At 39.4% G+C, this 12,908-nt stretch carries 9 protein-coding genes and 1 pseudogene; 4 read left to right on the top strand and 6 right to left on the bottom strand.

The window, feature by feature from the left end; translation table 11 throughout:
- Positions 1-159 precede the first annotated feature (159 nt).
- On the top strand, positions 160-744 hold the full coding sequence (gene nfuA, locus ORQ98_RS02260) for a Fe-S biogenesis protein NfuA (RefSeq protein WP_274687153.1): 585 nt from the start codon (positions 160-162) through the stop codon (positions 742-744).
- A 144-nt stretch (positions 745-888) separates the two neighbouring features.
- Here the strand turns inward: nfuA and ORQ98_RS02255 are convergent, their stop codons facing one another.
- The 3 genes from ORQ98_RS02255 to ORQ98_RS02245 all read right to left on the bottom strand — a co-directional run bounded on the left by ORQ98_RS02255 (position 889) and on the right by ORQ98_RS02245 (position 4,148).
- The gene (locus tag ORQ98_RS02255) at positions 889-1,239 is read right to left on the bottom strand and encodes an ArsR/SmtB family transcription factor (protein WP_425347659.1); all 351 of its coding nucleotides are present in this window, start codon (positions 1,237-1,239) and stop codon (positions 889-891) included.
- A 372-nt stretch (positions 1,240-1,611) separates the two neighbouring features.
- Positions 1,612-2,562, bottom strand: a complete 951-nt coding sequence (locus tag ORQ98_RS02250; RefSeq protein ID WP_274687152.1) for an esterase/lipase family protein — start codon at positions 2,560-2,562, stop codon at positions 1,612-1,614.
- Between the two features lie 506 nt (positions 2,563-3,068).
- On the bottom strand, positions 3,069-4,148 hold the full coding sequence (locus ORQ98_RS02245) for a lipase secretion chaperone (protein WP_274687151.1): 1,080 nt from the start codon (positions 4,146-4,148) through the stop codon (positions 3,069-3,071).
- A gap of 262 nt (positions 4,149-4,410) precedes the next feature.
- Between ORQ98_RS02245 and ORQ98_RS02240 the strand changes: the two genes are divergently transcribed.
- Positions 4,411-4,722, top strand: coding sequence for a hypothetical protein (locus ORQ98_RS02240; protein ID WP_274687150.1), 312 nt, complete (start codon positions 4,411-4,413; stop codon positions 4,720-4,722).
- Positions 4,723-4,764: 42 nt separating this feature from the next.
- On the opposite strand, the gene ORQ98_RS02235 is transcribed toward ORQ98_RS02240, so the two are convergent.
- The 3 genes from ORQ98_RS02235 to ORQ98_RS02225 all read right to left on the bottom strand — a co-directional run bounded on the left by ORQ98_RS02235 (position 4,765) and on the right by ORQ98_RS02225 (position 11,295).
- Positions 4,765-5,886, bottom strand: coding sequence for an HD domain-containing phosphohydrolase (locus ORQ98_RS02235; protein WP_274687149.1), 1,122 nt, complete (start codon positions 5,884-5,886; stop codon positions 4,765-4,767).
- 214 nt (positions 5,887-6,100) lie between these two features.
- Positions 6,101-8,452 (bottom strand): immune inhibitor A domain-containing protein, encoded by a 2,352-nt coding sequence (locus tag ORQ98_RS02230; protein WP_274687148.1) that lies wholly within the window; start codon positions 8,450-8,452, stop codon positions 6,101-6,103.
- 512 nt (positions 8,453-8,964) lie between these two features.
- Positions 8,965-11,295: an immune inhibitor A domain-containing protein gene (locus tag ORQ98_RS02225; protein ID WP_274687147.1), complete on the bottom strand. Its 2,331-nt coding sequence runs from the start codon at positions 11,293-11,295 to the stop codon at positions 8,965-8,967.
- A 370-nt stretch (positions 11,296-11,665) separates the two neighbouring features.
- Between ORQ98_RS02225 and ORQ98_RS29535 the strand changes: the two are divergent.
- Together ORQ98_RS29535 and ORQ98_RS02220 are read left to right on the top strand one after the other, a co-directional pair.
- Positions 11,666-11,830, top strand: a pseudogene (locus tag ORQ98_RS29535) (IS982 family transposase); the annotation flags it as partial.
- Positions 11,831-12,165: 335 nt separating this feature from the next.
- Positions 12,166-12,660 carry an RICIN domain-containing protein gene (locus ORQ98_RS02220; RefSeq protein WP_274687146.1) on the top strand — a complete coding sequence of 165 codons (495 nt, stop codon included), beginning with the start codon at positions 12,166-12,168 and terminating at the stop codon, positions 12,658-12,660.
- The last annotated feature ends 248 nt before the right edge of the window (positions 12,661-12,908 follow it).

Genomic DNA, 12,908 nt, shown 5'->3' with positions numbered 1-12,908 from the left:
TAGTCCTGGCTTGAAGAGGGGCAGCTACTTTATAAATGACAGCCAATACTTGATTATTTTGGTAGGGATTTATATCAAGCGAGACTTGGCGTACAATCAAAACAGTTAATGTAACCTAGGTTCGCTCAGCAGAACCTCATAACAAGGTGATAGCCTACCATGAGTTTAACGGTAACTGATGAAGCACAAGTTTACTTAGCCGATCTGTTGGCTAAGCAAAATGTGGATGGAATTGGCATTCGCATTTTTATTACTCAACCAGGTACTCCTTATGCGGAAACCTGTATTGCTTATTGCAAACCAGGTGAGTCACAAGACGACGATATTGAGATGCCTTTGAATGGTTTTTCTGCTTATATCGAAGCAGTCAGTGAAAGTTATTTAGAAAATGCGTTAGTCGATTACGCCAAAGACCAAATGGGTGGTCAACTCACCATCAAAGCCCCCAATGCGAAAGTACCGCAGATTGGTGAAGACAGCCCATTAGATGCCAAGATTAATTATTATCTGCAAGCAGAAATTAACCCAGGTCTAGCATCACATGGAGGACAGGTTTCGTTAGTTGAAATTACTGAAAACAATATCGCAATACTACAATTTGGTGGCGGTTGCCAAGGCTGTGGCATGGTAGATGTAACATTAAAAGATGGAATTGAGCGAACACTGATGGAAAAAATCCCTGAGCTTAGCGGGGTAAAAGACGTCACTGACCATAGTTTCAGAGATAATGCTTATTACCGCTAGCATGGTTTGAAAATAATTACGTTCATACCATGTTATTGGGTTAACTATTCATGGCCTTTTGCCCAGCTTTGTTAGGCAGCCTCCTTACAATAAGGCCATGAATAATTATTGAGAGTGCTTGTTTTCTACAAAAAAACGTCGTTATTAATGAGCAGGCTGCTGTTGATCTCCATATAATTCGTGAAGCAAACTTAACACCTGCCGGGTATTATCGCAGGTGAGAGAATAGTAAACAGTTTGTGCCTGCTTGCGGGTTTTTACCAGGCCATCTTTGCGTAATACCGCCAGATGTTGGGAAAGGGCAGACTGGCTTAAATCCAGGACATCATTTAACGCCCCTACAGACATTTCGCCATCTGTTACTAAGTGGTACAGAATCAGCAACCGATTTTCATTACTGATTGCTTTGAGTAGCGTTGCTGCTTGGCATACTTTCAGCTTCATTGTTTGTATATTCATAGGAAAGGATTGTAGTTCTGGTGTTATAGACTGCATATTACATTTTCTTATTATTGATATGCGCTTATCGTAATCTAAATGAACACCAAATGACAAATAGTAAACAAAACTTTTTTAAAGAATATCTCAAACAGCTGTTTTAAGCTGCACTGACTTACCAACAGAAAAACCATTAAACCCGCGATGTCTAGGCCCCTGCACGGATAGGCTTTCCTGTAAGAACTTGCTTGAGTTGATAAGTAATGTCTCAAGACGAAAAAGGCCAAACCCAAGCTGTCATAGATGTAAAAACAATGTAAGCTTTATTACTGAACAGTGTATAAAATTTTGAGTACCCCATACGCAAAATAAGATAATAACTTTGCGCATAGCAGGGGCCTAGACCTGGAAGAATATTCAGGTTAAATATTATAAGCCCTCATTTTTTAAGCGGTTAGCGTGTTGACGGAATAGGGTAATAGGGTCAGTTTCCAGCAAATGATGTAAACCAAATAAGTGGTTTATCTGGTCAACATGGTTCATTTGATAATTATCGCGAATAACTTGCCCAAAATGGGAGCTGCAACGACCAACTAAGCCATCATTTTTTTCCTTAAATGCTTTTGCTAATAATGAAAGTCCCCAATCGGTTGGGTCTAAAACATTAGTAGTAACCTGTGTACCTGACCAAGAGTAAAACCGCACACCATCAACAGTATATTGACCTTCGCCACAGCCTGAGCTTGGCAGACCCGCTGGATAATATTGATTAAATTGCCGCATTTTAGGTGTACTGGAAGCACTTATACTCCGGGTGAAACTTTGTATATGCTGCTGCGGGTTACTGGAAAACTTATCAATAATGCTTGCCAAACCATTCATGACACTCGTAAACACCTTGTGTGCGGTATCGCCAACAGGTTTACTGAGAATAACATCCGCTACTGGGCTGCCTTTATGAGGGGAGCCAATGGTCGTTACTGATTTAATTAATGGCTGTTTACGATCATAATTAAGATGGTACATAGCATAACGGCTGGTAGGGCCGCCTTGTGAATGGGCAATTAAATTAAATCCCTTTGCGTTGTATAATGCTTGCCAATATTCCAGCTGTTCAATTAACTGTTCACCTCTTGCCTCATTACTATCCAAGGCCGTTAGTTTGGCGACATGCACTCTAGCTCCATCTTTACGCAGTGCTTCTGCAACCCCATACCAATAATCGATGCCCAACGTTTTATCAAAACCTAACATGCCGTGTACTAATACAATGGGATAGTGTGTTGCTGTATAACCCGTATTTTTTTTTGCCATCACGTTGCTGGTAGGGGCAAGTGACAAAATAGCAGCGCAACTCAACAGAGGAATTATTTTTTTCATTATCATTCCTTATTATTTTTTTCTTATAATTTTTAACCCAAAAATACCAATAACTTTTCTGCAAAACAGGCTGCAAAAAAATAACCAGTACCGGGTTTTAGTGCACTAAATAAACCAAGCACTTTGTAGGTGTAACACTTAACCCACAAATATTAACTTGTTAGTCTTTGTCAATTGTTTAACCAAAAACAATTAATAGTCTATTCAGTTTGACAGTGATAAATGGCACGCCGAAATAAGCAGGAGGTCAAATACAAGAGGTGAGAAAAGCAGCCGTGAGTATCAATATTATTCATAGTTATTATTATATATTTTTTATGTATCACCAAAGATTTTATTTTTTAGTGGTGACAGTATTGTTAGTGTTATAATAGCAACTTGATACTAGTCCATCATAAGCTAGTTGACTAGCTAAATTTTTAATACTTTTGGATAAATCGAATATTTCACTATTTAGTGAATAAATATAGTCAACAATTTATTTTATATAAAAACGGTGACTAATTTTAATCACTTAACGGATTTCTTGAGTTAGTTGGTGTAGTAAATAGTGTATCAGGTAGTTTCTCAAGGGTTTTTATGCGTAGCTGTTCTTGAGGTGAGAACTGTTGATTTAATAAATTTTTAACAGCGAGTTGAATGTCTGCCTGAGAATGTTGCTGGGTTGCAATCGTTTGGTAAGCTTGTCGAAATTGCTGTAGTCGTTGTTGCCAGTGCATTTTTGTTTGATCCAGTCTAGCTAACCGAGCAGCAGCGGCTTCGCCCATTATTTCGGCTCTTGCGGTATAAATTATATCAGCAGTCGCTCCTTGCTGGCGTAATTCGTCAGTTATTGACTGTAGCTGGGTTTCTTGTAAATCTGGGGTAAATATCACCTGAGAGTCTGTTGCAAGTGATGTATTCAGCTGTTCCAACGCCACTGCTTTTTCTCGTGTTGACAGCGTGGTATCACTATTAATGGATAGCCGTTGATAAACCCAATCACTGTATTGCTGGTCAAAACCAAAAAATGCATCAACTGTTGCAGGTGAAAAAAATTGCTGTCTAAGGGAGTTGAGCATTGCTTGATGCTCTTGAAACAGTTGCAGTATTGGCCGTTGGTCTACCAAATTACTGGTTAATAACTGCTCATAATCTGCTAGAGCCGTTTTATAATCCAGGTAACGACTCAGTAAATGCAAAGCCTCTTCCTTAGCAGGTGATACCAACTGTTGAGTTATATCAGCTTTAATCCTATTGATTACTTGATCAAATCCTTCCTCCCCAAGTATTGATAAAAAATAATCAAACCGCTCTTTCACTGCTTGAGTAGCGATTAAATGCCCCTTTTCATCCACAGGGAAATAGCCATCAATAGCAGTATGCTGCAAAGAGCGGGGAAGATTCGCTTCAGCAAACAAAGTCAGAGTAGATGGATGCTTGAAAGCTGCTGCTTTAGTGTGAGGAATAGTGTCTGAAGGATCAGGTACTACTGCCTGTGGAGCACGAGATGGTTGTTGAGAAATTAGGAGTTGCCAAATGGCAGCAAGCGCAATAATAAGCACTCCCCAGCCATAACCACGGTTAAGTAGATAAAGTCTTTTCATTGGTTATTATTTTTATTGAAGACGATGGTTTAGCCTAGCCAATACAGAGGCTGTTTTTATTGTTCAGAGAATATAGCATCAGCCTTGCCAATAAAACAATATGTAATAACTAACAGGCCCTAGTCACTTATATTTCACAAACGCAATCTGACTATATGGACAACTTTCGGGGCATCTGTTATATAATGGTCGCTGCTTGTGAATAGTTAAAAACACGATAACAACATAGTTGTATCAATTTTGTCAGTTACAGAGGTTGAGAATGCCATCATTTATCTTAGAAATAGCTGGATGGTTACCCGCAATAGTTTTCCCGGTCGCGACTTTTTTACAGCTTTGGGTTGTGTTGAAAAACCGTAGTGGGGAAGGGGTAAGCAAGACCACCTGGCTACTATTTGGCATTGCTAATATTGGACTTTACATTTACGCAGAGAAATACGACTCGATACAAAGTATTATTGGCATGTTGTTAACCGCAGGGCTTGACTTCTTAATTGTTCTATTCGCCTGGCTGTTTGGTAAACAATCAACCGTAGAAGAGCAACAAGAGCTGACACCTGAACTCGGCCGCTAATCCAATTGACCTATTTCCACGCTGGCAACAATGATAAATTGTTTAAGCGACATAACGCTGTCTAACGACCACATTAAAGGCTTCGACAACTTTAGGATCAAATAACGAGCCGCTGTTGCTATTTATTTCTGTCACGGCTCGCAATAAAGTACGCCTGAAGCTTTTATCGTCACGATGCTCATTAATGACGGTTTCGTAAGTATCTACAACAAATATAATTCGAGCACCAGGGCAAATATCTTCCCCTGATAAGCCTACTGGGTGTCCCGTACCATCAAAGTGGCAGTGATGTTGCTCTACCATATTAGCCGCTTGCTCCCAGTTAGGCACTCGGCTTAGCACTTCTGCACCAATTCTCACATGATCAAGAAATTGTGCTTGTTCCACTTTAGTATATACGCCTTGTTTGTGAAGAATTTGTTTAGGCACAAAGGCCATACCCAAGTCATGTAAATACACTGCAGCAGTTAATTGTTTACTATCAACAGGGCTGTTTAATTCCTGGTTTATTTGCTCGCACAGTTTAGCGACTTCAGCGACTCGATCCCGATTAAATAAATTTAAAGCATCTAATTTCACTGCCAAACTATAGAAAAAATCAAGGTCACTCAATTTAGTTGGCTGTGGTGGAGGAGCTTCGGCTACAACTGATGTTTCAGCTGCTGCTCCACCAGGTTCTTCGCTTGGTCCTTCAACTTGGGCACCAGCCAGTTTATTCAAAATTGAATTAACTATGTCAATACGCTCAGTGGTTTCTGCCTCTTTCACTTGAATAATGTAGTCTTCCACATTATCCAGTAATTCTTGGTCTGCTTCTCCTTGATTGAGTAACTGCTGAATTAATAGGTCTATTTTTCCAACAATAACAAGAATAAACTCACCAAACAGGGGTTCATAGGGGTAAAGGTCATCACGAATATCAGAAACAATTTCTTCTAGCTTATGGGTAGCATCAACCAGTGGATCCAAAAACACCATCCGGCAATTCCCTTTCAATGAGTGCATGGACCGGAATAAATCATGAACATCGGAAGAGTCATTATCAGTGTCTAAGCGACCACAGCAAGCTTCTATTTCTTCTATAGTTTCACGAAAGCAGGTGTAGAAGTCATCAATAACTTCTTGGTCAAGTGAGGTAAAGCTATCACAAGTAAAACTGCTCATGGTAGTAATGCTTATTGACGGTTCATTGGCGGTTGTGACTATTTGACTCTAGCTTAACTGTAGTTACCGAAGCCGCCCTATGCAACCAATCACCTCATAATAAAACAGGTCATTTTTTCAATATAAAAGCATCTTTTTTATAAAACATGACAATCTAATTTCCTTTTTCCATTAAAAAACCACCCGTAGGTGGTTTTTTAATTACCATGGAAGGTTAATCTGAGAACTGTTCTAACCAGCCTTTTCCTAACCACTGAAAAGGATCTTGTCCAGCCCCTCTAAAGGGAGTAGACACTAATACTCGACCGACAGTCATATCTTCACTTTGTCCATTCACTTCAATTAATAACCCATGCTTTGGCAGTTTCCGGCCTGCATCAGGAATATCATCGTGTACATAGTTAAATAAATCAAAGAAAGTACTGACATTATATAACTGACTATCAGTAAGCACCCGGTCATCAATTTCAATTTTTAGCGGCGTTTGATACCAGTTCATACTGAATGCAGCGTCTCTGACTTGATAGCGGGTTTCGGCGATTTCATTGTCATCCCAACGCACGGGAGTTTGGTCAGAGTCTACTACTCCCAGGAAACCTTCACCGGGGTGAATACCTACCCAGTTATCCGTATAACTATCATCGACATACCAAACGATCAAACCAGGATCAAATACCATCAGATTATCTTTACGGTTAATGTGTTTTAAACCAACATCAACACCTGCATGGTTACGCCACTCTAATAAGTAATAGTGGTCAGCCATTAGATAACCTGGGTCGACAGTAAAGCCTGCTAAAGTAAAGGGTACATCACCTTCAGCATTGTCACTGAATAATAATCTACCCCCATCTTTAACGTCGATTTGGTCAATATAAAAACCAGCTTCAGTTGTGCCTGCATCCGTTAGATAGTTGAAGCTAAGACTAATGGTTTGACCGGCAAATTCACGCAAGTCAAATTTAGCATTTACCCAGCCATCAGACTGCCCTGTAATTCCATGGCCATGACCAATTTCGTTAGGGTCTTCAAACGTGGTTAGATTACCAGGAATTGGCTTACCATTAACCAATACCCGACCATAGTCGTAATCTTCTTCAATTTGATACCAGGTTTTAAATAATAAAACAGGTGCTTTGGTTTTGGTTAGATCCAACTCAACTGTCATTAGATTATTCAGATCATCTGCTTTACCACCAAAGTATTCATACTGACCTTCAGCCGGTTTGTTCACCAGCACCTTTTTTTGCGGAAGATTAATTCGCACCACATCATTATTGGAGCCTTTATCATTAGCCTGATCTAAATAATAGGCATTTCCCCAAACAGATATATCATCCAAATCAACCTTTTTACCATGCAACCAATTGCTCATGGGCATGTTAGCTTGTAAAAACTGTTTTGCCCATGCACTGAAACCAGTAGGCTCTGTACCGGGAATTAATCCTGCCCAACTGCCACTGGACATAACTGACCAATAAGACACAGGTTCTCCTTTACCGGTATAGCGAGTGTCGTATTCATCAGGTAAGCCCAAGTCATGGCCATATTCATGGGCACATACACCAGCAGCAGCATCAATCGGCTGAATGGTGTAATCATAAGCAGCCATCATTCCTTCAAATCGGTCTACGTCACTAGAGGTACCTGGAATTTTAAAAATCTTACCTAAATTCCAGCGATGTGACCAAATAGCATCTTCGCCTAAATCACCACCGCCAGCTTCTTCACCCACACTGGAATGGAAAATCATTAAATGATCTACGACTCCATCAGGCTCCCGATAATTACCATCATTATCGTAATCGTAACGGTCTTCTTGGTCGAACTCACTCAGATCAATATTAGGGTCTTTTGCTGCCGCTTCTAATGCTTCTCTCACTAGCTCTCGCACTAGTGGCTCGTTTTCATTATCCCCATAATAACGGGCTGACTCTTTCGCCATATACCAGCCAGCTACATTACCTTTAACACTATAACTGCCACCTGATTGCTGCTCATAAAACTGGCGCATGGAAATTAAATTTTTACCATTAGGGCCTGTATAACCAGTACCAGAAAACAGTAACTGCTGATAATGCTCACCAGTGTAGTCCTCATAATACATATCCGTATCTTCTGGGCCTACGGCATTATGTTTATAGTCAGGAAACTCTACCAGAACCGCTAATACTTTATCAGTGCGAGTGCCCCCTTTATATTGTTCCAGCTGAATAGAGTGTAAATTTTTGCTTGGGAAATGTTGGTGAAAATCCTTAAAGTCAAACACCTGCAGATGATGTTTTTGCTGTTGCTGTAATTGTGCCGCCTGTTGAGCCAGTTCTCCCGATTGAGTAGTATGCTGCGCTTGTCGTTGTTGTAAATAGTTTTTTAAAACAGCTTTTGCTTCTTGGTTAGTGGCTGTTTGATCGATTTTACCTGATTTTTTTAACATGCTAATGAGCTTTTCCTCATTAGCCAGCGGCATATCAAATGGTTGACCATTGTCAAAGGGCGCGGCAAAACTCAACGAGCTAGCCAATAGCGTGCCTACTGCCGAAGCAGCAAATACTCGCTTATAAGACACGTTAAAACCTCCTAATGTGTTTTTTATTGTATATCGGTAGGGTAGAAACTACGTGTGGTATACAGTAGGAAACAGGTACTCACCCATTTAGGTTGATATTTTTATGGTGCTATACCCTTTACTGTTGGTTATACCACAGTTTAAACAGTCGCTTTGACCGACCTGTTAGGTTATAGCAAAATAAAGCAATAAAACTCAAGCAAAAAGTAACATGAACTTACACTAAGTAACTATTGTCGGGCAATCGTAACGAATTATTTCTGAATATTTATACTCTTTATGCTAACGGTAAGGAGATACTTAAATTAATTAAAAGTAGCCTCAGTCAATTAACCTAAAGTAGTAAAGTATGCTACAAAAAATATGTGCTCTTTTTAAAATCGCTTAAAAAGAAAACTATTATGACTATTTGGTCGCACTTTATTTTAGATATTTAAAATTTAGAAAAAACAAAGCAGCCTATTAGGCTGCTTTGTTTTACTACTGGCTTTTAAACTCTCAAATTAGTTGCTTTATAGTGATAATTGTTGTTGGGTTTCTTGCTGATTTTGTTGGGCTGTATTATCGTCTAATCCATAACTGACTCTAATAGCGGCTGCACTCATATCTTCTGCTTGATCAATGACTTCTATCAATAACCCATATTTCGGTAAAATACGACCAGCATCAGGTATTTCTTTATTCATATAATCAAATAAGTCAAAGAAGGTAGCCGTGTTATAAAGCTGATGGTCTTGTAATGTATAACCATCACTTGAGGTAAGATTAAGTGGTGACTGCTGCCAGGTTAAACTAAGGGCAGCGTCTCTCATTTGAAAACGAGTAGAAGCCACTTGCGCATCAGACTCTTTTTCCCAGCGCAATACAGACTGGTCAGCATCAACGACACCTAAAAAGCCTTCACCAGGATGTACACCCACCCAATTATTCGTGTATTTATCATTGGCAAACCAAACCACTAGTCCAGGATCGTAAGTCATTAATTCATTATTGAAACTAATATGCTTTAAACCTTGGTCAACGCCTTCATGGTTACGCCACTCTAATAAATAGTATTGATCAGCCATAAAATATCCAGGATCTACTGCAAATCCCTGCATAGTAAAGACACTGTCACCCTCAGCATTATCCTCCAATAACAGTTGGTCATTATCAATGATGGTAATATTATCTACGTAAAAACCAGCTTCAGATGTGCCTACATCGGTCAAATAGTTAAAGCTTAAGGTTATTTTATGGCCTCTGAATTTGGATAAATCAAAACTGACATCCACCCAGCCATCAGAATGTCCAGTAATGCCCCAACCATGACCAATCTCATGAGGGTCTTCATGAGTCGTTAAATTACCAGGAATAGGGGTGCCATTAACCAAGATCCTTGCATAGTCATAATCCTGCTCGATTTGATACCAGGCTTTAAACTCCAGTACAGGGGCCTGAGCTGTAGTTAAATCCAATTCAATACTCATTAGCTGATTTAATTCATCACCACGACCACTGAAGTATTCTTTTTCCCCTTGATAGGGTTGATTAACCACGACTTTTTCAGGGGGGAGATTTACCCTTACGACATCAAGATACTCCGCTTTTTCATTAGCCTGGTCTAATAAAAAGGTTAAACCACGACTATTGAGTTCATCCATGTTAACACTAGTACCAGATAGCCAATTACCTCCTAAATTCGCTTGTAAATACTGCCGTGCCCAGGGACTAAACCCAGTAGGCTCTGTACCTCTGATTTTACCACCATGGCTACCACTGGACATAATTGACCAATAAGCAATGGGCTCACCCTTACTATCACGATGGGTGTCGTATTCATCGGGTAAACCTAAGTCATGGGCGTATTCATGGGCACATACTCCAGCAGCAGCATCAATGGGTTGAATAGTGTAATCATAGGCAGACATTTCAGAGCCAGGGATTTTATAAACCTGACGTAAATTCGAACGATGTGACCAAATAGCATTTTCCCCTAAATCACCACCGCCACTTTCTTGCCCCACACTGGAGTGAAAGACCATCAAATGATCAATAATGCCATCGGGCTCACGTAAATCGCCATCATTGTCATAGTCATAGCGATCTTCTTGGTCAAACTGAGTTAAATCAATGCTAGGGTCTAGAGCAGCCGCAGCAAGCGCTTCCCTAACCAAGTCAGGTACTTTCGGGTCAGGGCGACCTTCACCATAGTATTTAGCGGGATTTTTGGCCATATACCAACCAACGACTTGGCCATCAACGCTATAACTGTTGCCTGATTGCTGCTCATAATATTGACGCATGGAAATCAGTTTTTCTTGGTTTGGTCCAGAATAACCTGAATCAGAAAATAACAGTCGGGTGTAATGGGGAATATTATAATCAGGATAATAGCGCTCAGTATCCTCAGGCCCCACTTCATTATGTTTATAATCTGGAAACTCAATTAATAATGCCAACACTTTATCTTGAGTTTTTTTACCTTGATATTGTTGGGTTTGTTGTTGGTTATTTAATTGTCCAGGGTAAGTAGGCAATTGCCCGGCTTGTTGATACTGAAATTGCTGAGCTTGTTTTAACCGTTGCTTATGACGTGTTAATGCTTGTCGATCCAATTCGCCAGGTATCATTTGCAAGGTTTTTGATTCTGTTTCTTTTAAATAAGCTAATACGGCTTTTGACGCTTCTGAAGGGCTTGCATCCTGATGTAAACGCCCGGTTTTTTTTAATAGTTTAGTGATACCCACTTCGTCAGCAATAGCTAAATCGGCAGTTGAGTGGGGTAAAGTAGGGCTGGCAGCACAAGTAGCCCCCACCATTAGACTACTCGCTAATAGCGAAATAGACGACAGTCTGAACATTCAAGCTCCTTATTTATTTATTGTTATTCATTATTAGGAATTTATACCCTTCAATGGGTTTTTTATCGGAAGGGAACAACACACAACACCCTGTTGCTTACAACTGTTTTGTTATTCTTTAGTGCACCTCTAATCATTGTTTACTTCATGACCATAAGCAGCGTTTTGCTGAGCGTGTCATTACATTGTTTTAAATAAGCTGACGCTAAAAGTAAATAAAAAGGAATCGTTAAATACGACTATGTAGTCTGAATGGATACTGCTAGCTAGAAATTTACGCGATGCTCGACTTTTATTAACTTGAAATGACAAGCCCTAACCCCATCCTAAGTTTTGCGAAAACAGGGATAGCTAGAAACACCGTTTTAGAGATAACATGATTGATCAGCTAGTAGAAAGGTTTACTATTCAGCGAACCAAAGGCAGAACACTATGGAGCTTGACTAATCGAATGACCCACAAGCTATTATCGCACAGCTTATGTGTATTATTTAATAGGAGCCAAGGCAATGTTCCACGTCAGTTAGCTAAATTAAAATGTATAAATGCAGTCTCACATTGTTATCTTACTGCTAAAGCGAAACATAGGCCATTAATATATCACAAACAGTTTTATATTCTTTACAAGAGCTTGCACTATTCAATGCCCTGAAATTCATTACAGAAGAAGATGTAATTATCTCTTACCACAAGCTATGGGTAAATGGCTTACAGTTCTTAGGAAACATATACCCTGACTTGAATAGCTGTTTATCGATGATCCAATATCAAGTTAATAAAAACTAGTGGCGCTTTTTTATTAGGATAATTGATTTGAATTCTTGTACACTTGGCTTCTTTTTGGAACTATAAATATATTAAGGAGTAAGAGTGAATTTAAAACGCTTAACAACCATTTCTACTTTTGTAGCGATACTGGTAGCTCCCTCTGCCTACTCAGAGCTATATCAAATTAAGTCAAAGCACCGGAATCTTTGTTTGGAGTACCGTGGGTCTGGCTCTGGTGTTATAGGGAAAAATACTTGTTCTTTTAATTCGATATCAAATTTTACATGGGATATTCAGCCAACGGGAGATGTTACACCTGACAATAAAGAGGTTGTAAATATTTACTCAAGCGTGAACTATGGATGCTTAGTTGATGCAGAGTCAAGTAAATATGCTCCTTTGGAAATTAATTGTCCTCACACAGTACCAAAGTATCAGTGGGTATTAAGGGAGCACTCACAGCATAATGGACGTCAGATGTATGTTATTCAATCGATGGCAGGCCAGTGTCTAAATATTGGTAGAAATAGTGGTAAAATTTATGCACTAAATTGTCATGGGCGATTTGATCAACTTTGGTACTTAGAAAAGATGTAGAAATTGTTAATTAATAAATAGTCCTACAATGTTGGGGCTATTTATATCCCTGAATATATAATTGGCATCTTGGTTGTCATATTTATATATACATTCTAAGTCGTATAATCCGCGCTCCTTACATCAAAACAAAAGAAGCAATTATGAAAAAACTGTTAGCCACCGCGTTTTGATTCTTTAGTAAATGAAAGAGCATATAGTTGACATTGACAATCATATATCTCAAAATGTAGTGGAGCAATTGCTCA

The sequence above is a fragment of the Spartinivicinus poritis genome, assembly GCF_028858535.1.
Taxonomy (GTDB): domain Bacteria; phylum Pseudomonadota; class Gammaproteobacteria; order Pseudomonadales; family Zooshikellaceae; genus Spartinivicinus; species Spartinivicinus poritis.
This window is presented reverse-complemented; position numbering and strand designations above follow the sequence as displayed.

Bases quoted from the DNA above. Each gene is read 5' to 3' on its own strand.
- nfuA (WP_274687153.1), top strand. From the start codon at position 160: ATGAGTTTAACGGTAACTGATGAAGCACAAGTTTACTTAGCCGATCTG.
- ORQ98_RS02255 (WP_425347659.1), bottom strand. From the start codon at position 1,239: ATGCAGTCTATAACACCAGAACTACAATCCTTTCCTATGAATATACAA.
- ORQ98_RS02250 (WP_274687152.1), bottom strand. From the start codon at position 2,562: ATGAAAAAAATAATTCCTCTGTTGAGTTGCGCTGCTATTTTGTCACTT.
- ORQ98_RS02245 (WP_274687151.1), bottom strand. From the start codon at position 4,148: ATGAAAAGACTTTATCTACTTAACCGTGGTTATGGCTGGGGAGTGCTT.
- ORQ98_RS02240 (WP_274687150.1), top strand. From the start codon at position 4,411: ATGCCATCATTTATCTTAGAAATAGCTGGATGGTTACCCGCAATAGTT.
- ORQ98_RS02235 (WP_274687149.1), bottom strand. From the start codon at position 5,886: ATGAGCAGTTTTACTTGTGATAGCTTTACCTCACTTGACCAAGAAGTT.
- ORQ98_RS02225 (WP_274687147.1), bottom strand. From the start codon at position 11,295: ATGTTCAGACTGTCGTCTATTTCGCTATTAGCGAGTAGTCTAATGGTG.